The organism is Arcicella lustrica (assembly GCF_034930985.1).
GTDB lineage: Bacteria > Bacteroidota > Bacteroidia > Cytophagales > Spirosomataceae > Arcicella > Arcicella lustrica.
Window position 1 is genome coordinate 192,120 of sequence record NZ_JAYGIM010000008.1, and the last position, 25,315, is coordinate 217,434.

Here is a 25,315-nt window from a genome sequence, read left to right on the forward strand (position 1 = left end):
TGAATAAACTATCTTACAAATTTAAAAATTTAATATTGAATTCCCGCAAAGACCTATACTTTAGCCAATTTGGTTAGATTCTTGTTTCAGAGAACGTAAGCTATTTTCAAAAATTGTAATATCAGTAATATCCTTCAATCGTTTTCCTCAAGATACAAGATTTTAGCAGTTTTACACAAAATATTCAAAAGCATTTCTTGATGTTTTTCTACTTCAGCGTCAATTTTATAAACAAGCCCTGCATTCACACATGAAAAATCTGTAAATTGCATGATTATTTCAATATTCTAAAATATTCTAAATGAGTTTATTAGCAATTGGTTCGGTAGCTTTTGACGCCCTCGAAACACCCTACGGCAAAACAGACAAAATCATTGGTGGTGCAGGAACATACATTTCTTTGTCTGCTTCTTATTTTAAAATCCCCGTAAATCTTGTAGCCGTTGTCGGCGAAGATTTCCCACAAGAATACATTCAACTTCTTGAAAATAAAGGAATTAACACAAACGGTTTACAAATTAAAAAAGGAGAAAAATCGTTCTTTTGGTCTGGTCGTTATCACAACAATATGAATTCTCGTGATACATTAGTGACTGAATTGAATGTTTTAGCCACTTTTGACCCTATCATTCCAAACGAATACCAAGACTGTGAATACTTAATGTTGGGAAATTTAACACCAGCAGTGCAAATTACAGTAATTGAACGTTTAGCGAAACGACCTAAATTAGTTGTAATGGACACCATGAATTTTTGGATGGACATTGCAATGGATGATTTGAAGAAAGTACTTACAATGGTTGATGTACTTTGTATAAATGATGAAGAAGCTCGTCAACTTTCTGGTGATTATTCTCTTAGAACTGCTGCCAAAACGATTATGGCAATGGGACCAAAAACCTTAATCATTAAAAAAGGGGAACATGGAGCTTTACTTTTCCAAGAAGATAAATTATTCTTCTGTCCAGCTTTAGTGCTTGAAGAAGTTTTTGATCCAACTGGTGCTGGAGATACTTTTGTTGGTGGTTTTATTGGTTATTTAGCTAAAACGGATGACATCAGCTTTGAAAATATGAAAAGAGCTATCGTTCATGGTTCGGCAATGGCTTCTTTCTGTGTAGAGAAATTTGGAACTGAGCGCATCGTTAATTTGAGCGACGAAGAACTTACTGCCCGAATCAATGAATTCAAAGATTTAGCAGGATTCGACATTTAATATTTTCGGATTACTAGATTCAGCGAGTCTAGTAATCCGAATTTTTCACATCCCACCTCCTGAAATAAAATTCTGTAAATGGCTAATGGTGGCTTTTTGGTCTTCAATAATATAACGAACTACATCGCCCATCGAAACAATTCCTACAACGTGTTTATCAGCAATTACAGGCAAATAACGAATATGTTTTGCCGACATAATTTCCATACATGTCTCAATAGAGTCTTCAAATTTCACAGATGGATATTCAGATTCCATGATTTCCGACACCAGAGTATCATTTGAATGCTTCCCTTTCACGATTACTTTTTGGGCGTAATCTCGCTCGGTTAGTATTCCTACAAAATCATCTTGGTTATACACGACAAGCGCTCCAATATTTTTCTGAGACATAATCTCAAGTGCTTCATAAACAGTTTTAGAAGCATCAATAACGGTAACAGTATTTCCTTTGTGATAAATAAGATTAGATACTCTTTTCATAGTGCGATTTTTATTTTGTTATAATGCTATAATTTAACAAAAAAATACAAAATAAAAAACCAAAAAATAAATTATTTTCCGCCTACAATGATTTCAACCAATGAATCTATTCCTAAATGTTGATTCGCTGCCTCCAAAACCATCTCAGCGTTTATTCCTTGAATATGCTGAATGTAACAATCATAAAAATCTAAAGGAAGTTCTTCTGATAAAATCACTTTATAGCGATCTAAAATATCGAAAGGAGTATTTAATGAGCCCGCAAAAGATCCAATCATATAATTCTTCACTACTTCTAATTCATCATCTTTGATTAATTCTCTTTGAAGAACATTGATTTCTTTATAAATCTCATCAATTGTTTGTTGAGTATTTTCTCTTTTAACATCTGTGCCAATGACAAAGTACCCAGCTTTTGAAAAGGGAGCAATATTAGAAGAAATACCATAAGTAAGCCCTTTCTCTTCACGAATATTACTCATCAACCTTGAACCAAAATAACCACCTAATGTCTCATTTAAAACTAACATTTTGAAGTAATCTGGATGCTTGCGAGTCATCATTTGTTTCCCAATTCTAATCGACGATTGAATTGAATCTTCTTTTTCGATAAGTACAGATTTTTCAAGCATAACATACTCGCCTTTATTAAGCGAAACATCTTTTACAATCTGCTGAACATCATTTTTTCCAAAAAAATCGTCCAGCAGATTAACTTCACTTTCTGTAATTTTTCCAGAAAGAAAAATTCTAGGTTTCTTTCCTAACCAGAAATTTTGATAAAAATTTAGTAAAGTATTTCGGTTAATGGCTTGAATAGCTTCTTCGTCTAAAGAATTCCCATAGGAATGATTGTCGCCAAATACTTTTTTTCTAAACACCTTATTAGCAATGAAAGATGTTTTTCCTGCATTTACTTCAAGTGTTTGTAATTGTATTTTCTTGAATTTTTCTAATTCATCTTCTGGGAAAATGGCATTTTCTAATATGTCTTTTACCATAGGCAAAAGCGTTGGCAAATACTTTGTCAAACCGTAAACCGTAATATTAGCTCTGTCAAGTCCATGACCAAATTCAATAAATGCTCCATACTGGTCAAAAAAAGCACTTATTTGTGAAGAAGAATATTTCTTTGTTCCTTCTCCAAGCATTTTAGCTACAAATAGCGATACTCCGTTTTGCTTTTCATACCAATTTCCTGCCTCAAAACTAATTTCTAGTTTAACAACTGGCTGTTCACCAATACTGATATAATGAACAGGGATGCCATTTGATAGCATCGTACTCTCTATTTTAGGAATAGATACTTGTTGAATCGTCTGAAATGCCGGGCTTTTTACTCTGTCTAAAATCATTGCTTATAAATGCTATTTTCTTGCTGGATTTTGATGATGCCAGATATTATTATCTAAAAAAAATGACATCTCGTTGGAGATGCCATTTCACTATTGTAAAATATTTTTGAAACGCTACAGAAACTAGTTTGTAGTAGTTGTTGCTACTTTAGGAGCTGCATTAAAATTTGCGTGTAAGCTCAATCTAAGTGTTTGTGCTAAAGCGTTTCCACTTGAAACTGGAATTAAGTATGCAAAATCCAAACCGAATTTTTTCTCTAATTTCACTCCAAAACCTGCTGTAAAATACTTACGTCCACCTTTACTAGCATCTTCAAAGAAATAGCCACCTCTTAAAGCAAATAAATCATTGTATAAATATTCTGCTCCTAAAGAAAGATTGATTTCTTTTAATTCTTCGCTAAAGCCATCTGGAGCATCTCCAAATGAACCTAAAATTCCACCAATGGCTGTAGAAGGTTGTTCTAATTTACCATTCACTACTTTCGGAGTAGGTACCATTAATTTATTGATATCAGCCGTTAAAGTTAATTTATTGTGCTGATCAATTGTATTGATTGCAGCAAAACCAGCTTTCAAATTCGTTGGAATAAAGTTTGATTCGTTCAAACCATAAGAAACACGACCAGAAATGTTTTGAATCATTACACCCCAATTGTAGTTCCAAGGTTTATCTCTTTTTGAAGTATGGAATAAACCAATATCAGCACCAACAGTTGATTCAGTCTGAACCTGAACTGTACCTGCTGCTCCTGATGTAAGTGGCGATAATGCAGAATTAATATATTTTACATTTACTCCTAGTCCTAACTTCTCAGAAAGTTTACGAGAATAAGAAAGGGAAACTGAATATTCTTTAGAATTGAAACTTCCTAAAGATTCTCCGAATTTATTAGTAGCTTGAAATTCTCCTTGATCAAAATAATGAACTGATAGGCCAATCGCTTGATTCGTTTGAATTTTTTTGTAGAAACTAGCGTTCAAAAGTCCCATATCATTCACTAACTGGCGTAACCACGGAGTATAAGATACTGAAACAGCCATATCTTTACCAGAAAAAGGGATTTTTCCTGGATTCCAGAAAATGCTGTTAGCATCGCCATCTCCAGGCGAAAGCGCTACACCCGCATCACCCATTGCAGCTGAACGAGCATCTGGAGTAATTATTAAAGATTGGATAACTGGTGATGGTGTACGAGTAGTTTGAGCAAAGACGTTCACAGCGGGCACTGTTAATCCAAACAACAGAGACACTCTTAGAGCGCTGGTAATTTTTTTAATCATTGTCTTTAAGGTTAAAGTTTCTTGGAACGAGGCATATCAAAAGTAGTCAATAAACCTTTTTTTACAAAATTTATCCAAATATTCTTTGCTGGAATTATTTAAGCAAAATAATCTTGCCACTTCCATTGGCTTGATAGCCAGTTGTTAGTGACTTTACAAAAATACGATAAAAGTAATTACCAGTTACATTTGAGACAGAATCTTCTACAATATTCCATGAAATTTTATTAAATGGTGAGCTTACTCGGTAAGCATTCTCGTCTATTTGTTTTATTAAATGCCCAAAAGTATCAAAAATTTCGACAATTATATTCAAATCATCTCCTTCTTGGTTATGCTCAAAACTGAAAGTAGCTTTTTCTTTTGCTGGATTCGGAAAACTAAATACATTTTTTAAGCGATTTTGGCTTTCTGAATTGACACTGAATCGTAACGAAGCTTCGTTTGAATTATTATTTGTATCCCAAACTTTTAATTTTAATTGATGTTCGCCAGCCGTCAAACCCTTGATTTGATATTTTACTTGTCCACTTTTGTAATCATCTTTTGTTGCGATAAAATACTGATTTACAGCAATATTCAAAGTATCATCAATCGTTAAAAGCACCTCATGCCCTAAACCTTCACTGGCAATATTAATACCGCTCTCATCTGAAATATTGGCAATAAAAATAGGATTATCATTCGTAGCCCCTCCATCCACAAAGGTATTATCATTGAGGAAGAGATTTAATTGAGGCGGAACATTATCAAGTACTAGGCTATTACCAGCACCACCAATCAAAGGGCTCAAAGCACCTAGTGCATCTGTTAAACCATCGTTCGTTTGCGCATAAATGTAAATTTTACCTTCTCCCAATTGATAATTAATATCTTTAGGAATCATAAAAGTGCTAGTAAAGCTTCCATTCAGAACACTGACTTCTCCTTTAAATAAAATATTTGTAAAATCTTGATAATTGAACTTCGCTCCTTTATTTCCTTTGGTTAAAATACTCTTTTCTTTATCATAAACGGTAATAACTGTCTTTCCGGTAAAGTTATTTATTTTTGTTTCACTCGCCAATTGCCTAATTTCTCCTTCAATGGTTACTTTACTTTGTGCCTTTATGGTATCAGCTTTCGCAGTTTCTTTTCCATTTACTTTCAATACCACAGCTTCATATTGTGGGTAAGCCAGTTTCATGGATGGGTCGCCAAGTAGAGAAAAATTTCTATTTAATATGCCTTGAAAACTATTGTTTTTCGTATAAATCATGACATCTCCCAAACGTGGCATTTCACCATTTTTAGCAGTAAAGACTGATTCATAAAAAGCTTGATTAATAAAAAAATTGGTGTTTTGGTAAACAGGTCTTGTCGTTGTTAATAATGCGATTGCTCCGCCATTTGGATTAAGAATTGATAACTCAGCCCCTGAAATTTGATTAGGGTCATCAAAGCGACCAAACTGACAAGTAGCTGTGAGCATCAAAGGCATATTATTAAAATTTGTCCACGATTCTACATCTTTCAATGTCAAAATTTGTTCGTCTGTCAGCCCTCCTTCTGCACCATGTCCATTATAGTTGATAATTAATGAACCTTGTTGGAAAGCTTGATTAAGCGCAGTATTAGCTGCTGGCGACCTTTGTCCTTCTGGTAAAGAAACAAGCGGGTAAGCATCTAAATAAATTTTATTGGTTTGATATGCTGGATAAAAAGAATTGACCATTGATGCAAATGCTTCAGCATCTTGTTGGTGAATATTTCCATCGCCATCATCAGCTACAAAAGCTACTTTGTTTCGCCATTGCCCAATTGTATTTTTATTCGTTCCATAATTGATTAGCTTGTCAACAATTTGCTTGGCTTCTTCTACATTTTTCACGGGCAATCTCCCAATTCCGATTTCAAGACTATGATTTCCAGCTTGATTTTCAATCCATTCGCCTTCATTATCCTCTAAAAAACCAAAATAATCATCGGAAGAATAGCTAAAAATAGGATGCAAAGATTCTCTACTTTCATAAGTTGGAATCAAAATAGCTTTGGTTTCATCATTAATGACATTCAGCCTTTTTTTATAATCATACGAAGCATCACCAAAAAGTAATAAGTACTTTATTTTACTAGGATTTCTTTGATAGAGGTTTCTCATAAAATCTCTAATGGCAGAAATATCTTGTTTCCCTGAAGCATATTCATTATAAATTTCTTCTGGTGAAACCACCAATACCGATAACTTATCATGCTGACGTCTAAAATCCGCAAGTCTTTCTACTTGATTTGTTAAAAGTTTAGACGCAACAATTACCAAATCAGGTACTTCAACATTGTGTAAATTTTGATTATTAATCTTTTGAGAAGAAACTGGATTCAGGAATTCTGTTGTATTAAAAATAATATATTCTTTAACAATCTGACTACTTGCTCCAAAATTAAGCGTTTGGCTTTGCTGTAAAAAAGCCTGACTAAATGGTTGTAAAGGATTGGTAATATCCCAAATTTTAAAAGTGGTAGATGGTTTTTCTATCACATAATTTACAGAAGGATGATTTAAACTTTCTAAAGACCGAAAAATAGTTTGTTGGTTATATAATTTTAAAGTTCGTTGAGATTGTACTCCTAAAAAATTCAAATATCCACTTCCAAAAGTAAGCGTCTTTTTATCGTAAGTTAGTCCGATTTTTAAGTCATTGACATTCGTAAAGTTACTCCCATTTATGATGAAACTTTTACTAGCAATTGCCCCTTTATAATCATATCGGTCTGAACCAATGGCTGAAATTGCCAATCTTCCTAGGTTTTGTTCATTTGCTCTTAATACAAAATCTGTTTGTCCGTAAGCAACAGCAACCGCAGAACAAGTAATATTTACAGAAGAATTAGCCGTAATTCCAGGAAGATTAAAAGTAAATATTTGTTCGTTCGTTCCTGAAAATTCTTCTCCAAACCATTCTCTTCCAGAACCTGCAAAAGGTGCTTGAGCTAATATATTTTTCTGGTCTATTTCATGAAAAACGTAATCATCGAATGTATAAATATTTTTGGTGGCTCCAATAGAAGGCTGTTCTTTTATTCGTAAACCCTTGGTTTCAGAGAGTCTCAGAAAATAAAAAGTAGTATCTGAATAAATATTGAATTGATGCTTGTAAGAATTGGTAGAGGAATTATAAATTGTTTTATGCGGACTTTGTCCATAGAAAAGAATATAATCTTGGGCATCAAATTTCCCATCTGCTTCTCCTTCGATATAAATACTATTTTCTGTTAAATCAACAGGACGATTTTCAGCATTACTTTGAGGCAACATTCCACCACCATTTCCAAAAAGTTGAAGATTCTGAGGATTAATTGTTGCTAAATCAAAGCCATTTTTTTGTAGAAATGTAGCGTCTAGTCGATAAATGCCATTACTGTTGACACCAATTTTTAGCCAATTTCCTTTAGCCAATACAGCATTATTCTGTGCGTAGCTGTTGAAAGAAATAATAAAAAGTAGAAGATTATATAGAAATGATTTTTTCAAAATGCCAGGTCTTTTTAATTTTTAAACGTAAGCTTATTTCAAAAATTATACTTTTTTCACCAAGGCAATTGCAGAAACTACATATCGTTTTCCATTTGCTTTGTCCGTACAAAGAAAACGGGTTCTACGCAAATCACCTTTCTCGAAATACCTTCCATTCAATTCGAAGACTTCTCCTTTTTGTAAATTTGTCAATATCATCTTATCTCCTTCATCCGCTAATTTGTCAAACTTTCTTAGCTCTCTCACCAAAGGAGAATAACTCTGCGTGGTAGCTGAAGGATTTTGCAAATATTCTTTTAAAGGAATCAGTATTTGAAGTGGCAAAGCCGATTCATTCAATAATGGTAAAAATACATCTTTGAAATTCTTTTTCCATTCCTTTCCATGCGGGTTGGGCTTGTTGCCAAACTGCTTAAAGGTAACCAAGTGTGCTACTTCGTGAATATAAGTAACCAAAAATGCGTAAGGATTCAAATCGCCATTAACGGTAATTTTATGTCCTTTATCTCTTCTAAAGGAATAATCACCTAATTTAGATTGGCGAGTACGGGTAATTTTGAAGTTAAATTGATACGTTTCCCACAAGCTAAAGCAATAGTTTACGGCAGTACTAGGGAAGTATTTTTGAAAAACCTCTAAGTCTTTTTTCATGATGCTAATATACAAGAAAACTTTGTTGACATCTGAGTGAAAACTATTGGGCAATAAAAAAGCCTTAACTAGGTTAAGGCTCTTTTCTTTCCATAAGGAAACTGTAATTACTTAGCAGCAGCAGTATCAGCAGCAGCAGTATCAACTACAGCAGCAGTATCAACTACAGTAGTAGTATCAACAGTTACTGAATCAGTTGTAGTAGTTTCAGCTTTCTTTTCTGAACAAGCAGCTAATGAAATCATACCAGCTACTAAAGCGAATGCAAAAAATTTCTTCATTTCGTTGTGATTGGGGTTTGTTTGATACAAATTTATGTACAACTTTTATTCCATGCAAGGAATTGTAAATAAATTTTAAGTATTTCTTAATAATTGATTAAAAATCTAGTTTTTACAGTGTTTTTTCGAAGAAAAATACAAATACAACCTTAAAAACTCTTTTATTTTAAGTTGTTTTTATAAATTTAAGAACAAGACCGACGATGAAAATTAAAATAAAATATAAAAATAATACTATTTCATAAAATTGACCTCTTTAGTCTATCATAAAAACCTGTATCCTTAAAAGTAAAAGTTTTATGAAGTGTGTAATTAGACATAAAACTAAAACCATTCCCAATTAAATGGCAAGTCAATTGATTCACATTGATTACTTTCTTTGAAAAAGGAATCAAATAATGAAAAATCTCGAAATAATGATTTGAAATTCTGTAGGAAAATGTTGCGAAAAACCATGTTACTCCACCCGAAAAAGTTGCAACGATAAGGTACTTTACCATTTCACGGCGAGTCTGGCTTGTCTTGCGAGCATTAAAGGCAAATAGTTTAGTTAAGATAAAGCCTACAATCAAAGAAATAAAGTACGAAGGAGTAATACTTGCTTCGTAACTAATGGTAAACCAAGATTGAAAAAGACTACTACAAACTAGTTGAATGATAACACCAGTACCAGCAACTAAAAAGTAAACAATTAAATCCTTTTTGTTAAGTAATTTTGAATTTGACAAGATTAAAAGATATTTTTAACTAAATCAGGAGCAAGTCCTAATAAAATTGTTAGTGTCGTTGTAAGAATTAAGATGAATTTATACAGTGGTGAGAGCTCTATTTTTGCGACTTCTCCTTTTTTCATGTAAGCTGCAATGATTGGTTTAAAGTAATAATAAATACCAACTGTTGACATCAAAACGGCAATCACAAGAATCCATTTAAACAATGATGATGGATTTGAAAAAGCATCACTAAAGACAAAAAACTTTCCAAAGAAACCAGCTGTTAATGGAATTCCTGCAAGTGATAACATTGAAATTGTTAAAGAGAATGCTAATAGTGGATTGTTTTTAGCTAATCCGTTCAAAGCATCAAAACTTTCATCTGCTTTACCATTTTTAGCTTGTGCTTCCGATACTACCATCAATACTGCAAAAGCCGTAATTGTAGCAATAGCGTAAGCTAATGAATAGAATAAAAGCGAAGAATTCGTTTCTGGTCTTTTTGCTAAAACTGTAATCAACAAATATCCAGCATGAGAAATACTAGAGTAAGCTAACATTCTTTTGAAGCTTTGTTGATAAACCGCAGTGATATTACCAATGATTAAAGTCGCACATACAATATACACTAATGGATTTCCCCATAAGCCATAAACGGTAGGGAAAGAAATTGACAAAATACGATAAGTAGCCGCAACACCAGCCGTTTTCACGACAGTTGACATAAATGCAGTAAAGATACTTGGTGCTCCATCATAAACATCAGGCGTCCAGAAATGAAAAGGTGCTGCCGAAATTTTAAAGAGTAAACCAACCATTACCAGAATTACACCTGAATATAATAATGGGCCATAAGCACCGCCCATTTGTTCTTTAGCTTTCGCTACTCCTTGAGCAATCCCGTGAATATCAAAAGAGCCCGTTGCGCCATATACCAATGCTACTCCAAATAATAAAATCCCTGTAGCGAATGAACCCATTAAAAAGTATTTTAACGCTGCTTCGTTCGAACGTAAACTACGTTTATCTGAACCTGTAAGTACATACATAGAAACTGAAAGAATTTCTAAACCTACAAAAAGCATAATCAGGTTCTCGAAAGTAACCATCATAATAGCTCCTACAGCAGAGAAAAGCAAAATGGCATAATATTCAGCAGGATGCGAATGTTCGTCGTCATCACCAAAGCTACGAGAGATAGCTACCACTAATAATGTTGATAGTAGAATAATCGTAACAAAATTGACAGAAAGATTATTGGTTTTTAGCATATTATTGAACCAATAATATTCATGATTCCAGTCTGCAAAATTTAATCCAAGAGCAATAAGGATAAAAACTAGCGTAGCTGGTAACAAGATTTTACGGTTGTTCAAAAACCCTAAAAACAGATTAGAAATCCCGAAGAGTGATAATGCTATAATTGCGTTCATGTTTCAAATTTGAAAACTTGAGAAATTGCGTTTCTGAAAAGTAAAACTTTGCACAAACCCAACAATCAAATTATTTGATGATTGATAATAATTGGCTAACAGCTGGTTCAGTTAATTTTAAGAAAATATTCGGAGCAATTCCCAAAGCAATTACTAAAAACGAAAGTGGGAATAAAACAGCTTTTTCATTGAATGTTAAATCTGCAAATCCTTCTGTAATTTTAGAAGTAATCCCAAACATTGATTTCTGAACCATTCTCAACATATAAACCGCACCCAAAATGATGGTTAATCCTGCTACTGCTCCTATCCAAGCATTGTATTCATATACTCCTTTCAATAACAAAAATTCACCCACAAAACCATTTGTAAGTGGTAAAGCTACCGAACCAAGCATTAGAATGATAAAGTAAACGGTAAGGTTTGGAGTAGTTTGTGTAATACCGCCTAAAAGAGATAATTCACGAGATTTTGCTCTTCTTTCAATAATTTCTACGACAAAGAATAAACCTACAACATTGATACCATGCGCCAACATTTGAATCAAAGAACCTTGAATACCCTCTAAATTTCTTGAGAAAATACCTGCTGACATTAATCCAACGTGAGCAAACGATGAATAAGCAATTAATCGTTTCATGTCTTTTTGCTGAATAGCAATCACAGAACCGTAAATAATTCCTATTACAGATAGAAGTATCGCAATTCCGCCCCATTGATCTACACCAAGTGGCACAATTGGTAAAATAAAACGAATCAAACCATAAACCCCCATTTTCAACATGATACCTGATAAAAGCATTGTTCCTGCTGTAGGTGCTTCCACATAAGTATCTGGTTGCCAAGTATGGAATGGGAAAAGTGGCATTTTAATGGCAAATGCAATAAAAAACGCCCCAAATAAGTAACTCTGAGTTGATAAATCTAAAGCATCTGCTGCTTGATAAATAGCATTAATATCAGCTGAATGTGTTCCTGGCGTCAATAAATACAAGTAAACCAAAGCCAACAACATAAACAAAGAACCGAATATGGTATAAACAAAGAACTTGAATGTTACTTTGATACGATTTTCGCCTCCCCAAATAGCCGCAATAAAATAAATTGGGATTAGGGCTGCTTCGAAGAAGAAGTAAAAAAGGAAAACGTCTTTTGCAGTAAATACACCTATTAATGCTGCTTGCATAAATAAGATGAGCGCATACAAATTTGAACTATTTTTATATTCCGCCCCAAAAGTAGAAAGAATGATAAAAGGCACCATTAAAGTGGTAAGAAATACCAAAATCAAGCTGATACCATCAACTCCTACAGAAAATTTTATTCCAGCTGAATGAATCCAATCATAACTTACGCCAAATTGTGAAGTAGCGTCTGGCACAAATGACTTATACAAGTACGCTCCTAAAGCCAACTCAGCAAAAGCAAAGACCAAGGCAACAGTTTTAGCGGTTTCTCCCTTGATGACTAATGTAATTAGCCCTGCAATAATGGGAAGAAGAATGAGAGAAAGTGTTAGCATATTTTTTTATCAATCGGATTTGTAATGAGCAAATCTTTCAATGTATTTATATTGTCTTTAATCTATCCCAAAAGGAAACTTTTTAAGCTCCAAACTAATATCGCTGCAATTGATAAAACCATTGCAAAAATATAATAACCCGTTGTTCCATTTTGAAGTAAACGAACTTCGCTTGAAAGTGTTTTTACGAGTTTACCAACTCCTTCTACAATTAAATCTATTACCAAGAATTCAATTACTTCTCTAAAGAAATTAGAAAGTGCTGTGATTGGTTTTACAAAAAGAGTATCGTACAATTCGTCGATATAATATTTGTTGTAAATTACTTTTTGTAAGCCTGTTTCCTCTCCTTCTGCTACTGGAACGGTTTTCTTCACTACATAAATAAAGTATGCAACGCCCGCAGAAAGTAAAGCAGCAACGACAGAAACAATCATTAATTTAATTTCAAGTGATTCATCTACGGCAACATGTTCAATTGCTGAATGTTCAAACAATGGCGCCATAAATTCTGCTAAACTAGCGTGACCACCAAAAATATGTGGAAAATTAAAGAATCCACCGATGGCAGAAAGTACTGCAAGAATCATTAATGGAGCTGTCATCGCAATTGGCGATTCGTGTAAATGATGTTTTTGTTTTTCTGTTCCTCTGAATTCTCCGAAGAAAGTAAGGAACAATAAACGGAACATATAAAATGAAGTCATTATCGAACCTAAAACACCAAACGCCCACATTAATTTGTTGTGTTCGAAAACATGTGCTAGAATTTCATCTTTCGAGAAGAAACCTGCAAAGGGAGGAATACCTGAAATAGCAATCGTTGCAATCAAGAAAGTAATAAAAGTAATTGGTAGTTTTTTACGAAGTCCGCCCATTGAACGAATATCTTGTTCATCAGACATCGCATGAATCACTGAACCTGCTCCCAAAAACAAAAGTGCTTTGAAGAAAGCGTGTGTCATTACGTGGAAAAACGAAGAAGAATAAGCCATTACTCCTAAGCCCATAAACATGTAGCCTAACTGAGAAACTGTAGAGTAAGCCAATACTTTTTTAATATCATTTTGGAAAAGACCAATTGAAGCCGCTAATAAAGCCGTTGCTAAACCTACCCAAGCTACAATATCAAGAGTTTCTGGTGCTAATGAATACATAATATTCGAGCGAATAATCATGTAAATACCCGCAGTAACCATCGTAGCAGCGTGAATCAAGGCAGAAACTGGTGTTGGACCAGCCATTGCATCTGGCAACCAAGTATATAATGGAATTTGGGCTGATTTACCCATTGCTCCAATAAATAGAAGAATCGTAATATAGAATAAAGTTTTATCGCCAGAAGAATAACCACCTTCAGCAATTCTACTAAATACTTCTGAATATTCTACAGAACCAAAATGATTGATAATTAAGAAAATACCTAACAAAAATCCCAAGTCACCGATACGGTTCATGATAAAAGCTTTACGAGCAGCATTTCCGTAATTACTATTTTTATTCCAGAAACCAATCAATAAATAAGAACATAAACCTACGCCTTCCCAACCAATAAACATCACGACATAGTTTGAACCCATTACTAATAAAAGCATGAAGAACAAAAATAGGTTTAAGAAAGCAAAAAACTTACCAAAACCTTCGTCGTGGCTCATGTAGCCAATTGAATAAATATGAATCAAAGTTCCTACGCCAGTAATAATCAAAAGCATTAATAATGACAATTGATCTAACTGAAATGACATCGAAATATTCAAAGTACCAACTGTAATCCAGTCGAATAAATGAACAATTTGCGGTTGACCATTAAAGCCTAAAAACAAGGTTAAGGCACAAACAAAAGATGCAAATGCCGCCGCAGAGCTAATAATGCCAGCTAAAGATTTAGGAACATGACGGAAACCGATTCCATTGATAAGGAAGCCGATTAAGGGAAATAGTGGAATGAGTGTAATTAGAGACATAATTCTAATTTGAAAGTTTTCTAAGTTGAAGATGATAATGTTTTAAATTGGAAGATTACCATTTCAATTTATTCAACAAACCAACATCAATTGTCTGGATATTTCTGTAAATCATCACAATAATGGCAAGCCCAACTGCTACTTCTGCCGCTGCTACTGCCATGATAAAAAACACAAAGATTTGCCCAGCGGGGTCTGCTTTGTAAGAAGAAAATGCTACCAGTAATAAATTTACTGAATTGAGCATTAATTCTACCGACATGAAGATGATGATTGCATTGCGGCGTGTTAATACGCCAATAATTCCGATACAAAATAATGCGGCACTGAACCAGACATAATAGTTCAAGGGTATTTCTCGGATGACATCAGGTATTTGTTGCATGAGTATTGCGTTTCTGCTTGAGAACTTATTAAAACGAAACTTGTTTTGCTAAATCAAAAAGACCTATTTGTTTGTTTACAGACAAATTAAATAAGAGTTATGAATTATGAGTGATGAGTTGTGATTTTAAAATATTGACATAAAACACTTTAAACCAAACAAAACGTCCTTCACTTTACATAGACTGCTTAATAATGAAAACTTATCAGCAAAATTAAGGAAAAACTGATAAAAGCATAAAAACATAAGACAAAAGTGTAGGTTTATTCTGACCAGACCTTTGTCTTATGCTAATTTACTTGTTATTGAAAGCTCTTAACTTTATTTCTGTGAGTTTTCTTTTGGTATCCATCGGGAAATCGCCCTTCATCATCCAATCATAATATGAAGGTTCTTCCTTTAATACTTGAACAACTGGCTTACCTGCATGTTTACCAAAATTGATTACTTCGATTCCTTCTTTATTAAATGCCATTCTTTGAGCAAAGTCAACCAATTTAGACGCTGTGATTTCATGCAAAGCATCCATGTCGTTTTTTACAGGCTCAAATTCTACGCCATTGCTATCTTTAATTTTTACTCCTTCATAATACTTCACTTGTTCATTCAGTACCTCTAAAGTAGCAATCGTATCTGCTTCTGCCGAATGGGCATCAATTAATTCTTTCTTGCAATAAAATTTATAAGCAGCCGACAAAGTACGAGGTTCCATCAAATGGAAAATGCGTTGTGCATCTATTAATCGACGATTCTTAATATCAAAATCTACTTCGTTTCTTAAAAATTCTTCCACTAAAATCGGAACATCGAAACGATTAGAATTAAAACCTGCCAAATCGCAACCTTCTAAAAACTGAGCCATCGACTTAGCTATTTGTCTGAAGGTGGGTTCATTCGCAACATCTTCATCATAAATACCATGTACAAGTGACGATTCGAGTGGAATCGGCATTTCAGGATTTACACGACGGGTTTTTACTGTCACAGTTCCATCAATATTAGCTTTGGCAATACTGATTTCTACAATGCGATCTTTGACAACATTTACACCTGTCGTTTCTAAATCAAAAACGGCAAGTGGTTTACGGAGTTTGAGCTGATGGTTGAGCATATAATATAGACCTCGTTTAGAGGTTTTGCAAAGTTAGCCAAAATAAATCTGAAACGAGTGAGAGTTTAAATTCTTCTTTCTATTTTTGACAATTCATAACATTTCTAACATGGAGTGCGTTAACTCTCAAAGAGAAACTATCAATTATTAAATGAAACTTACACAATTCGTACAAGCTCTCAACGAAGAATTTTCCCAGCAAACTTACGGTGAACATCCCGAAGAATTATATGAACCCATCCGCTATTTAATGTCTTTGGGTGGTAAAAGGATGAGACCATTAATGACTTTAATGGCAACAGCCTTATTCACAGACGATTGGCAAAAAGCGATTAAACCAGCTACTGCGGTAGAAGTTTTCCATAATTTCACATTAATGCACGATGATATCATGGACAAAGCGCCATTGCGTCGTGGCAAACCGACAGTTCATGCCAAATGGAATGATAATACTGCCATTCTTTCTGGCGATGTAATGCTAGTGCAAGCTTACGAATTATTGATGTTTGTAGAAGATGCTAAATTTAAAAAAGCTTTAAAAAGATTTAATCGTACTGCCGCAGAAGTTTGTGAAGGACAACAATTAGATATGAATTTCGAAAATCGTGAAAACGTTAGCGAAGAAGAATATCTTGAAATGATTAAATTAAAAACCTCAGTACTCTTGGGTTATGCCTTAGAATTAGGTGGAATTATTGGTGGAGCAAGCGAAAAATCGTGTGATTTACTTTATAACATTGGTCTAAATATTGGTTTAGGTTTCCAACTAAAAGATGATTTATTAGATGTTTATGGAGACCCTGAGAAATTCGGGAAACAAGTAGGTGGCGACATTATTTCGAATAAAAAAACTTTTATGTTGATAGAAGCTTTGGAAAAAGCCGAAGGTGAAACCAAATTAGCTTTAGACAAATGGCTTTCTCTGAAAGAATTTGACGCTACCGAAAAAGTAAAAGCAGTTACTACCATTTATGATATTTTAGGTATTCGTGAAGTAGCCACGATAAAAATTAATACTTACTTCGATAAAGCTTTTGAAGCGCTAGATTCGCTAAAAGTAGATGAAGACAGAAAGCTTATTCTACGAACATTTGCTGAAACTTTGATTGATAGAGAGGTTTAACGTAAATTTGTAATGAAAGATACTGGCAGTCGAACCAATTGTTTCGGCTGTTTTTGTTTTATAAAAATTAAGAATTTGTCATTTCATTCAAATTCTTTTCCACAGATATTCTAAAAAAATAATATGTCATTAACTTTCATTTTTATTGGAATTACGATTGCACTGAGCCTTTATGCTTGGAATAATCAAACTGTTTTGAATAAGTGGATTATGCATCCATATTCAGTAAAAGAATACAAAGAATATTATCGTTTTTTGACTTCTGGGTTTTTACATGCTGATTATGGACATTTATTTTTCAACATGCTGAGTTTGTATTTTTTCGGAGATATTGTAGAATATTATTTTTCAGAAATTTTCGGCTCAGATATTGGGTCATTGCTTTATGCTGCTCTTTACTTACTAGGTATTATTTTTGCGAATGTGCCAAGTTATGCAGACCATAAAAACGACCGTTATTATAATGCTTTAGGTGCTTCTGGTGGAGTTTCTGCAGTTGTGTTTTCAGCGATTCTTTTCCAACCTACCGCCCAGATTTATGTATATTTCTTCCCAATGCCAGGTTTTATTTATGCCATTTTGTATTCGGCGTACTCATACTATATGTCGAAACGAAATTTAGATAATATTGGGCACTCAGCTCACCTTTATGGAGCTGCTTTTGGAATTGCTTTTACATTACTCCTAAAACCTTCGTTATTTTCGCACTTTATTAGCCAAATTCTGGGTTGGGCTCTTTAATTTTATATCATTAATCTAATCATAAAAGACAATTAACCCGCTTAAAACTTCTTACTGATAATTTCAAGAATAAGTTTTGAGAAAAAATTAGATTTCACCAACAATCTAATTTGCAAACCGTCTGATAATAAGACTCATAGCTTGCAACTAATTGCTCAAGGCTAATATCATTTATGCAAAAAAGAAAAATTGCCATTTTAGGCTCAACGGGTTCAATCGGAACACAAGCCTTAGAAGTAATAAAAGCCAACGAAGACATCTTCGAAGTAGAAGTATTAACAGCCCAAAACAATGCCGATTTATTAATTGAACAAAGTTTAACGTTCAAACCAAATTGTGTTGTTATTGGCAATGATGATTTATACGATAAAGTACATTCAGCATTAGATAACGCAGGAATAAAAGTTTATGCTGGTGCAAAAGCCTTGGAATCTGTTGTTCAAATGGATTCAATTGATATAGTTCTTACTTCGATGGTTGGTTATGCTGGTTTATTACCTACCATCAAAGCCATTGAAGCAGGTAAACATATTGCACTTGCCAATAAAGAAACATTAGTTGTTGCTGGAGAATTAATAACTAAACTTGCCGAAGAAAAAGGAGTAAATATTTATCCAGTTGATTCTGAACATTCTGCTATTTTTCAATGCTTGGTTGGAGAATTTCATAACCCAATCGAAAAAATAATTTTAACAGCTTCAGGTGGTCCGTTCAGAGGGAAAAAACGTGAAGATTTGGCAAAAGTAACCAAAGTTCAGGCACTAAAACATCCAAATTGGGTAATGGGTGCTAAAATCACGATTGATTCTGCCAGTTTGATGAACAAAGGACTAGAAGTAATTGAAGCAAAATGGTTATTTGGATTGAAAGCTTCGCAAATTGAGGTTGTTGTTCATCCGCAATCAATCATCCACTCTTTGGTTCAGTTTGAAGATGGTTCTATGAAAGCACAAATGGGTTTGCCTGATATGAAACTTCCTATTCAATTTGCTTTGGGATTTCCAAATAGAATAAAATCAGATTTTCCACGTTTCGACTTCACAAAATATCCTTCTCTAACATTTGAACAACCTGATACCGAAACATTTCGTAACTTGCAATTAGCTTTTGAGGCAATGGACAAAGGCGGAAACCTTCCTTGTATCATGAATGCAGCCAATGAAATTGCTGTTGAAGCCTTTTTACAAGACAAAATTGGTTTTTTAGAGATGTCAGACCTCATCGAAAAGTGCATGAGTAAAGTGGATTTTATTCAAAAGCCAAGTATTGATGATTATATTCAGACAGACCAAGCAACAAGAAGACTAGCCCAAACGCTAGTTTAATTTCAATATTTAATCAGTAAAAAAATCTTAGAACACAAATCGTAAATAAATTTGATTTTACGAGATAACACTTAACAAATGGACGGTTTAGTTATGGCGGGGCAGTTAATTTTAGGACTGTCAATTTTAGTAAGTTTACATGAATTTGGGCATTATATTACTGCAAAGTGGTTCAAAATGCGTGTTGATAAATTCTATCTTTTCTTCGACTTTTTGTTTCCAGTACCTACTGTTTTAAACTTCGCTTTATTCAAAAAGAAAATCGGTGATACAGAATATGGTTTAGGATGGTTTCCATTAGGTGGTTATGTTTCTATTGCCGGAATGATTGACGAAACACAAGATGCTTCAAAATTATCTGCCATTCCTGAACCTTGGGAATTCCGTGGAAAACCAGCTTGGCAACGTTTAATTGTAATGCTTGGTGGAATTATTGTCAACGTAATTTTGGGAGTTGCTATCTACTTCGGTATCAATTACAAAACTGGAAATAATTATATCGCTAAAGACGAACTGAACAAAAACGGTATTTATGCTGGTAGTTTGGCACAAGAAGTTGGTTTTAAAACTGGCGATAAAGTATTGAAAGTAAACGGAAAAGATTTCAAAGAATATAGCGAAATCGGTGGTGCAATTCTCGATGATGATGTTTCTTACACTGTAGAACGTGCTGGAAAAACCATCGAAGTAGTAATTCCTTCTGATTTCTTGAATAAATTATCTGACCAAAAAGACCAATTCATTCAACCATTATATCCATTCAAAATTGCACAAGTAACAGAACCTAAAAAGCCTTCTTTATTAAGTAAACTTTTTGGTAAGTCTGTACCAGAAGATTTACCTGCCTACAAAGTCGGCTTAAAAGCGGGTGATAAAATAGTAAGTATGAATGGACATCCAGTTTTTTTCTATCAATTATTAAAAGATAGCTTAACAAAATACGCTGGGAAAAACGTTGCTTTTGGTATTGAAAGACAAGGAAAAGTAGATACCATTAACATGACCGTTACCAAAGAAGGTAAATTAGGCTTTGCAGCAGAACGAATAATCAAATTCTCACACGAAGATTATACCATCGGACAAGCCTTTGTAATGGGTGCAACAGATGCTTTTGATGTAGTGGTGAAAAATGTTAAAGGTTTCAAAAAGATTTTTGCAGGCGATGTTCGTGCCGATAAAGCCTTGAGCGGACCTTTTGAAATTGCTGAAATGTACGGTGCTCACTGGGATTGGTTAAATTTCTGGACTCTTACAGGTTTACTTTCAATGGCTTTGGCATTTATGAATTTATTGCCAATTCCTGCGCTTGACGGTGGTCATGCTTTGTTTTTATTGTATGAAATCATCACTGGTCGCCCGCCATCGGAAAAAGTATTAGAAAGAGCGCAACAAGTAGGAACAGTAATCTTGTTAGCCTTAATGGTTTTTGTATTAGGAAACGGAGCATTCAAAGCATTTTTTAAATAAATGACGACTATCAAAAATAACAATATTTTAAAACCTGTCAAGATGAACAATCTTGGCAGGTTTTTACTTTTAGGAATCATCATTCTTTCAAGTAGTTTCAAACTAAGTAATACTTTGCACGCATTTCATACGAGCCTTACCGAAATGCGCTATAATGCTAAAAGTAAAGGATTTGAAGTAAGTGTAAGAGTATTTACAGATGATTTGGAAAAAGTACTTTCGCACGATAATCAGAACAAGAAAATTATTGTTGAAAACAACGATAAAAACGATGCTTTGGTAGAGCAATATGTGAAAAAACACTTTATGTTGGTTAATGCTAAGAATCAACTCAAAGCCATTCAATACATAGGAAAAGAAAAAGAAGGAGACGCAACTTGGATTTACTTAGAATTACCAATGAACGAAGCACTTTCAGGACTAAGATTAAAAAATGATGTACTCATTGATATGTTTGAAGACCAAACCAATATTGTAAATATCTTCGTAAAAGAAGAAAAGAAGTCTTTTATTTTCAATGCAAAAACAAAAATTTTCACAATTGATTTTTAAATATTTTCTGTAGAATGTGTTTCCAACTCGCTGGATTTTCTATCTAATATCAACAGTAAATCTCTTTTGATTTCCATCCACGGCTGGTTAAGATTCAACGTTTCGACCCTGATTCGATGTTCCTCATAAGTGTAAGTGAGGCTCAAGCTTTTCTGAACAGTCGGATACAACAAAATCCCTTCCGCTTGTTGGTTGGGCTGGTTTTTCAAATAGGCAAACATTTGGTATAAATTCCGAGAATGTATTTTCTCGGCATCATAAAAATGCTGAAGTGTTTCAGCATAATACTTTGCATCAATAATAATCTTCCGATTTGAAGGCAATTGGATTGAAATATCCGTTTGCATTTTGGGTAAAAACTGCATTTGTTCTCCAGTAAATTGCCAATGTAAATCTTCTCGAAAAACCTTTGCTTCTGGTACTTCTATTTTATAAAAATTACGTACAAATTCTTCAAAAAGTCTAGCCATTTGGCGTTCATCTCGCAAAAAATCTTTGAATTTTACTTCTCCCGTTTTTTCATGAATGGATAGGTTTTGATGCAACAATTCACAAATATTCAATAGAAAAAGATAATACTGATTATTACGATGAATCTGAACACTTGAAAAAGTATCGCTCCTAATTTCAATTGCATCAATATCCGTTAATTGGTACAAAACCGCCTGAATATCTCTCTTCAATTTTCTATCAAGCGTTGGTAGTTTTACTACATTTTGTAATGAAGTTTTTAAGATTTGATTTGGTAAAATATTTACTGATAGTTCATCAAACTCGCACATTGCCAAACCTTGCTGAAAAAGATTTTTACGAAGAGAATAATTAAAAGCTACTCTTCCTTTGATGCCTTGATAGAGATTTTGCTCAGCAATATATTGTTTATCAAGACCACGATTTATCAACGCTTTTGTACCTTTTAAAAGTACTTTAGCTAATAAATTAGGCAAATCGGGTACTTCAATCGTAGAAACATTCATCAACTCTTTTTCCTCTAGCCGATTCCAAGCGTAGCAGAGTAAATAATATATATTTTCAATAGGAATCATTGGAATGTGGAGTTATGAATACGGAGTTTTGAGTAAATGCTATTGCGGATTTTAGATTTTAGATTTCTGATAAATAGCTTTTTAAACTTACCTTCGAAATCTGAAATATGTAAATGATAAAAAAACAAAAAGCTCAAAGCTCATTACTCAAAGCTACAAGCTAAAAAATATCCAGTAATTTCTTAATTTCAGTTCTTACTTTCTCCTCATTATCAAACCAATATTCTTCTAAAAGCGGAGCGATTTCTAGGTTTACAATCCTACGATACCATTTTCGAGTATCTTCTTCGTTAGCAAAAGTTGAAAAATAACTATGTCCAATCTGAAAACCTTTTTGCAGGTTTTTATCATTCGAAATCACTTGGTTTAGCTGAGTAATTGCTTTACTTAGTCTTTCTGCAAAGCTTTTCTCTACTCCTTTTTGAACCAAATAAATCTCAAATTTTTGATTAAAAAGAGGTTCTAAAGTAATAAATGCGAAACGTCGGCGTAAAGCATAATCAATCATTGCCAAAGAGCGGTCGGCAGTATTCATCGTGCCGATGATGTACAAATTCTCTGGTACATAAAAAGGCTCAGAATCTTTATCCCCGTAAGTTAAAGGCATTTCGTTCACTCTTCCACGCTTGTCGGATTCAATCAAGAGCAATAATTCGCCAAAAATTTTACTTAAATTTCCCCGATTTATTTCATCAATAATAAAGAAATGGTCGATGCCAGCATTGCGTTGTGCTTGGCGACAAAACTCATAGAATACGCCATTTTTGAGCTTAAAACCTCCGTCACCATCAGGTCTTAAACCTTGAATAAAATCTTCGTAAGAGTACGACTGATGAAACTGTACCATTTTTATTCTGGAATCATCTTGCGTTCCAACCAAAGTATAAGCCAAACGCTTGGCGATAAAAGTTTTGCCCACGCCCGGAGGACCTTGAAGTATGATGTTTTTCTTGTATTTCAGCGTTTCAAGTATTTCCTCAAACTGCTCTTCATCCATAAATAAATCGACTAAAGCATCTTTTTTTTCATAAGGAATTAATACATCTTCGCTAATCATTGCTTCTTTCTGGGCATCAATCATGGCTTGAATTGCCTCAAATTCATCTTCTGTAATTTTGAATAAACTTCCTTGATTATTCTTCAATACTTCTGAATCTTTAAAAAATTGAATAGATTTTAGTTCAATCCAATCAATTGGTTCAGGAACTTTCTCCTTCATTTTAAAGGAAATAATTTCACCGTGATAAGGGTCAAAATGAAGTGCTTCGGTGATTTCAAAAATAGCTTTGATTTGTTTTACTGGCGTAGATTCATAACCAATCACTAAATCGCCTTTTTTCACCGCCTCGAAATACTTATAGATTCTACGTTTATGGTCAAATTCATTGTGGGAAGTATAAGACTGTACTTGTCCAAGTTTGAACGAGTCTATCGACCAAAGGCGAGGGTTCACATTTAACCACCAATAATTTCTAGCGTTTTTTTGAGGCATTTCAGAATAATATTTACACAAATATAGGCAAAAAAAACAGCCTGAAATCAAGAAGAAATCAGGCTGTTATACAAGTAATTATCTTTTATCCATTTAATTCGATTGGCTCGCTATGGTCGTTCAGAAATTTAAAATCTGTAATTCCAAAGGAAGTATCCTGAATTAAATTCACCCACGTTTTATATTTAAAGAACCACTTCATACGAATTGAAGGGAAACCTTTTGTAAAATATGCGTGTAAAAATGGATGTAATAAAATTGTTGGTTTCTTTTCGTTTTGCTTCTCAAGAATGTGTTCAAGATGATGCTCAATAATATCCGAAATAGCAATACTTGCTGTGATTTTACCTGTTCCGCCACAAGTTGGGCAGTTTTCTGCCGTAACTACATTCATCTCAGGACGAACACGTTGACGAGTAATTTGCATTAAACCAAATTTCGTCAAAGGCAAAATGGTATATTTCGAACGGTCGGTTTTCATTTCTTCTTTCATGATGTCCTGAATCAATTTCTTGTTTTCAGGTCTTTTCATATCAATGAAGTCAATGACGATAATTCCGCCCATATCTCGCAGTCTTAACTGGCGAGCAATCTCTTTAGCAGCTTCACGGTTTACACTCAGCGCCGTCGCTTCTTGACCATCCTCATTGTTAGATTTATTTCCAGAGTTTACATCAATTACGTGTAAAGCTTCTGTATGTTCTACAATTAAATAGCCTCCTTGCGGTAAACTTACTGAGCGACCAAACAACATTTTCAGTTGTTTTTCGATACCCAATTGTTCAAAAACTTTATTTTTACCTTGATGAAGTTTCACAATTTTTTCCTTTTCAGGAGCAATATTCGAAACATAATTACGGGCTTCTTGAAACAATTCGGGCGTATCAACAACAACGCTATCAAAATTTTCATTTAATAAATCTCGCAACATTGATGTTGCACGACTCATTTCACCGATTATTTTGTCACGTGGTTTCGCACTTTTCAGTGCTTTCATACCAGCATCCCATTTAGCGATGGATTCACGGAGGTCTTTATCCAATTCCTCTACTTCTTTTCCTTCAGCTACAGTTCTTACAATCACTCCAAAATTCGCAGGTTTAATCGAAGACATCAAACGTTGTAAACGCTGACGCTCCGCTTTTGCAGTAATTTTTTTGGAGATATTCACCCCATTCGAAAAAGGAACTAAGACTGTGTAACGTCCTGCAATAGAAATATCACAAGATAAACGAGGTCCTTTTGTCGAGATAGGTTCCTTCACAACTTGCACTAAAATCGGCGTATTTTTACTTAATACTTTATCAATTTTATCGTGCTTGTCAATTTCAGGTTCTAGCTTAAAGTTATCTAATCGTCCAGACTGCAATCTTTCAGCGATAACCTCTTTCGTAAATTTGTTTAAGGAATTGACGTTCGGACCTAAGTCATGATAATGAAGAAAGGCGTCTTTCTCATAGCCAATATCAATAAAGGCAGCGTTCAATCCCGTTACCATCTTCTTGACCGTCCCGAGATAAATATCTCCGACTGAAAAGTGTGGTTCAGACTCCTCTAAGTGGTATTCCACAATACGCTTGTCTTGCAACAAAGCTATGCGGTCACCTTTGGGAGTCGAATTGATAATTAATTCATTACTCACAGGTGATTAAAGCAT

At 34.1% G+C, this 25,315-nt stretch carries 22 protein-coding genes; 6 read left to right on the forward strand and 16 right to left on the reverse strand.

Going from position 1 to position 25,315, the window contains the following annotated elements:
• Positions 1-134: 134 nt before the first annotated feature.
• A complete protein-coding gene (locus VB798_RS11560; RefSeq protein ID WP_323258630.1) occupies positions 135-272 on the reverse strand; it encodes a hypothetical protein in 138 nt (45 codons plus the stop codon).
• Positions 273-301: 29 nt separating this feature from the next.
• Here VB798_RS11560 and VB798_RS11565 point away from each other — a divergent pair, with 29 nt between their 5' ends.
• Positions 302-1,216, forward strand: a complete 915-nt coding sequence (locus tag VB798_RS11565; RefSeq protein WP_323258631.1) for a PfkB family carbohydrate kinase — start codon at positions 302-304, stop codon at positions 1,214-1,216.
• A 45-nt stretch (positions 1,217-1,261) separates the two neighbouring features.
• Here the strand turns inward: VB798_RS11565 and VB798_RS11570 are convergent, their stop codons facing one another.
• The 12 genes from VB798_RS11570 to VB798_RS11625 form a co-directional block, all read right to left on the reverse strand.
• Complete coding sequence (locus VB798_RS11570; RefSeq protein WP_184137209.1) at positions 1,262-1,699, reverse strand: CBS domain-containing protein; 438 nt, start codon at positions 1,697-1,699, stop codon at positions 1,262-1,264.
• A 71-nt stretch (positions 1,700-1,770) separates the two neighbouring features.
• Positions 1,771-3,054, reverse strand: coding sequence for a M16 family metallopeptidase (locus tag VB798_RS11575; protein WP_323258632.1), 1,284 nt, complete (start codon positions 3,052-3,054; stop codon positions 1,771-1,773).
• 123 nt (positions 3,055-3,177) lie between these two features.
• Positions 3,178-4,338, reverse strand: a complete 1,161-nt coding sequence (gene porV / locus VB798_RS11580; RefSeq protein ID WP_323258633.1) for a type IX secretion system outer membrane channel protein PorV — start codon at positions 4,336-4,338, stop codon at positions 3,178-3,180.
• 94 nt (positions 4,339-4,432) lie between these two features.
• On the reverse strand, positions 4,433-7,849 hold the full coding sequence (gene porU, locus VB798_RS11585; protein ID WP_323258634.1) for a type IX secretion system sortase PorU: 3,417 nt from the start codon (positions 7,847-7,849) through the stop codon (positions 4,433-4,435).
• 45 nt (positions 7,850-7,894) lie between these two features.
• Positions 7,895-8,503 carry a SprT-like domain-containing protein gene (locus tag VB798_RS11590; RefSeq protein ID WP_323258635.1) on the reverse strand — a complete coding sequence of 203 codons (609 nt, stop codon included), beginning with the start codon at positions 8,501-8,503 and terminating at the stop codon, positions 7,895-7,897.
• Between the two features lie 107 nt (positions 8,504-8,610).
• Positions 8,611-8,784: a PG1828 family lipoprotein gene (locus VB798_RS11595; protein ID WP_184137199.1), complete on the reverse strand. Its 174-nt coding sequence runs from the start codon at positions 8,782-8,784 to the stop codon at positions 8,611-8,613.
• Between the two features lie 239 nt (positions 8,785-9,023).
• A complete protein-coding gene (locus VB798_RS11600; protein ID WP_323258636.1) occupies positions 9,024-9,512 on the reverse strand; it encodes a GtrA family protein in 489 nt (162 codons plus the stop codon).
• A gap of 2 nt (positions 9,513-9,514) precedes the next feature.
• Complete coding sequence (locus tag VB798_RS11605) at positions 9,515-10,930, reverse strand: NADH-quinone oxidoreductase subunit N (protein ID WP_323258637.1); 1,416 nt, start codon at positions 10,928-10,930, stop codon at positions 9,515-9,517.
• 70 nt (positions 10,931-11,000) lie between these two features.
• The gene (locus VB798_RS11610; protein WP_323258638.1) at positions 11,001-12,452 is read right to left on the reverse strand and encodes a complex I subunit 4 family protein; all 1,452 of its coding nucleotides are present in this window, start codon (positions 12,450-12,452) and stop codon (positions 11,001-11,003) included.
• Between the two features lie 62 nt (positions 12,453-12,514).
• The gene (gene nuoL / locus VB798_RS11615; protein WP_323258639.1) at positions 12,515-14,416 is read right to left on the reverse strand and encodes an NADH-quinone oxidoreductase subunit L; all 1,902 of its coding nucleotides are present in this window, start codon (positions 14,414-14,416) and stop codon (positions 12,515-12,517) included.
• Positions 14,417-14,471: 55 nt separating this feature from the next.
• Positions 14,472-14,801: an NADH-quinone oxidoreductase subunit NuoK gene (gene nuoK, locus VB798_RS11620; protein WP_184137192.1), complete on the reverse strand. Its 330-nt coding sequence runs from the start codon at positions 14,799-14,801 to the stop codon at positions 14,472-14,474.
• A 295-nt stretch (positions 14,802-15,096) separates the two neighbouring features.
• On the reverse strand, positions 15,097-15,912 hold the full coding sequence (locus VB798_RS11625; RefSeq protein ID WP_323258640.1) for an exonuclease domain-containing protein: 816 nt from the start codon (positions 15,910-15,912) through the stop codon (positions 15,097-15,099).
• A gap of 151 nt (positions 15,913-16,063) precedes the next feature.
• Here VB798_RS11625 and VB798_RS11630 point away from each other — a divergent pair, with 151 nt between their 5' ends.
• The 5 genes from VB798_RS11630 to VB798_RS11650 all read left to right on the forward strand — a co-directional run bounded on the left by VB798_RS11630 (position 16,064) and on the right by VB798_RS11650 (position 21,120).
• Positions 16,064-17,035, forward strand: a complete 972-nt coding sequence (locus VB798_RS11630; protein WP_323258641.1) for a polyprenyl synthetase family protein — start codon at positions 16,064-16,066, stop codon at positions 17,033-17,035.
• Positions 17,036-17,158: 123 nt separating this feature from the next.
• The gene (locus VB798_RS11635) at positions 17,159-17,776 is read left to right on the forward strand and encodes a rhomboid family intramembrane serine protease (RefSeq protein ID WP_323258642.1); all 618 of its coding nucleotides are present in this window, start codon (positions 17,159-17,161) and stop codon (positions 17,774-17,776) included.
• A gap of 173 nt (positions 17,777-17,949) precedes the next feature.
• Positions 17,950-19,101 carry a 1-deoxy-D-xylulose-5-phosphate reductoisomerase gene (locus VB798_RS11640; RefSeq protein WP_323258643.1) on the forward strand — a complete coding sequence of 384 codons (1,152 nt, stop codon included), beginning with the start codon at positions 17,950-17,952 and terminating at the stop codon, positions 19,099-19,101.
• Positions 19,102-19,179: 78 nt separating this feature from the next.
• Positions 19,180-20,568, forward strand: a complete 1,389-nt coding sequence (gene rseP / locus VB798_RS11645) for an RIP metalloprotease RseP (protein ID WP_323258644.1) — start codon at positions 19,180-19,182, stop codon at positions 20,566-20,568.
• Positions 20,569-21,120 carry a DUF6702 family protein gene (locus VB798_RS11650; protein ID WP_323258645.1) on the forward strand — a complete coding sequence of 184 codons (552 nt, stop codon included), beginning with the start codon at positions 20,569-20,571 and terminating at the stop codon, positions 21,118-21,120.
• Here VB798_RS11650 and VB798_RS11655 read toward each other — a convergent pair.
• From VB798_RS11655 to VB798_RS11665, 3 genes are all read right to left on the reverse strand, one after another.
• Positions 21,117-22,166 (reverse strand): 5-methylcytosine restriction system specificity protein McrC, encoded by a 1,050-nt coding sequence (locus tag VB798_RS11655; RefSeq protein ID WP_323258646.1) that lies wholly within the window; start codon positions 22,164-22,166, stop codon positions 21,117-21,119. The two genes, VB798_RS11650 and VB798_RS11655, sit on opposite strands and share 4 nt — an antisense overlap.
• Before the next feature lie 160 nt (positions 22,167-22,326).
• Complete coding sequence (locus tag VB798_RS11660) at positions 22,327-23,658, reverse strand: AAA family ATPase (protein ID WP_323258647.1); 1,332 nt, start codon at positions 23,656-23,658, stop codon at positions 22,327-22,329.
• 85 nt (positions 23,659-23,743) lie between these two features.
• The gene (locus VB798_RS11665) at positions 23,744-25,300 is read right to left on the reverse strand and encodes an Rne/Rng family ribonuclease (RefSeq protein ID WP_184135077.1); all 1,557 of its coding nucleotides are present in this window, start codon (positions 25,298-25,300) and stop codon (positions 23,744-23,746) included.
• Between the last annotated feature and the right edge of the window lie 15 nt (positions 25,301-25,315).

Bases quoted from the DNA above. Each gene is read 5' to 3' on its own strand.
- VB798_RS11635 (WP_323258642.1), top strand. From the start codon at position 17,159: ATGTCATTAACTTTCATTTTTATTGGAATTACGATTGCACTGAGCCTT.
- VB798_RS11655 (WP_323258646.1), bottom strand. From the start codon at position 22,166: ATGATTCCTATTGAAAATATATATTATTTACTCTGCTACGCTTGGAAT.
- VB798_RS11590 (WP_323258635.1), bottom strand. From the start codon at position 8,503: ATGAAAAAAGACTTAGAGGTTTTTCAAAAATACTTCCCTAGTACTGCC.
- porV (WP_323258633.1), bottom strand. From the start codon at position 4,338: ATGATTAAAAAAATTACCAGCGCTCTAAGAGTGTCTCTGTTGTTTGGA.
- VB798_RS11650 (WP_323258645.1), top strand. From the start codon at position 20,569: ATGACGACTATCAAAAATAACAATATTTTAAAACCTGTCAAGATGAAC.
- VB798_RS11570 (WP_184137209.1), bottom strand. From the start codon at position 1,699: ATGAAAAGAGTATCTAATCTTATTTATCACAAAGGAAATACTGTTACC.
- VB798_RS11605 (WP_323258637.1), bottom strand. From the start codon at position 10,930: ATGAACGCAATTATAGCATTATCACTCTTCGGGATTTCTAATCTGTTT.
- VB798_RS11630 (WP_323258641.1), top strand. From the start codon at position 16,064: ATGAAACTTACACAATTCGTACAAGCTCTCAACGAAGAATTTTCCCAG.
- VB798_RS11595 (WP_184137199.1), bottom strand. From the start codon at position 8,784: ATGAAGAAATTTTTTGCATTCGCTTTAGTAGCTGGTATGATTTCATTA.
- VB798_RS11640 (WP_323258643.1), top strand. From the start codon at position 17,950: ATGCAAAAAAGAAAAATTGCCATTTTAGGCTCAACGGGTTCAATCGGA.
- VB798_RS11610 (WP_323258638.1), bottom strand. From the start codon at position 12,452: ATGCTAACACTTTCTCTCATTCTTCTTCCCATTATTGCAGGGCTAATT.
- VB798_RS11625 (WP_323258640.1), bottom strand. From the start codon at position 15,912: ATGCTCAACCATCAGCTCAAACTCCGTAAACCACTTGCCGTTTTTGAT.
- VB798_RS11575 (WP_323258632.1), bottom strand. From the start codon at position 3,054: ATGATTTTAGACAGAGTAAAAAGCCCGGCATTTCAGACGATTCAACAA.
- nuoL (WP_323258639.1), bottom strand. From the start codon at position 14,416: ATGTCTCTAATTACACTCATTCCACTATTTCCCTTAATCGGCTTCCTT.
- VB798_RS11660 (WP_323258647.1), bottom strand. From the start codon at position 23,658: ATGCCTCAAAAAAACGCTAGAAATTATTGGTGGTTAAATGTGAACCCT.
- rseP (WP_323258644.1), top strand. From the start codon at position 19,180: ATGGACGGTTTAGTTATGGCGGGGCAGTTAATTTTAGGACTGTCAATT.
- VB798_RS11565 (WP_323258631.1), top strand. From the start codon at position 302: ATGAGTTTATTAGCAATTGGTTCGGTAGCTTTTGACGCCCTCGAAACA.
- nuoK (WP_184137192.1), bottom strand. From the start codon at position 14,801: ATGCAACAAATACCTGATGTCATCCGAGAAATACCCTTGAACTATTAT.
- VB798_RS11560 (WP_323258630.1), bottom strand. From the start codon at position 272: ATGCAATTTACAGATTTTTCATGTGTGAATGCAGGGCTTGTTTATAAA.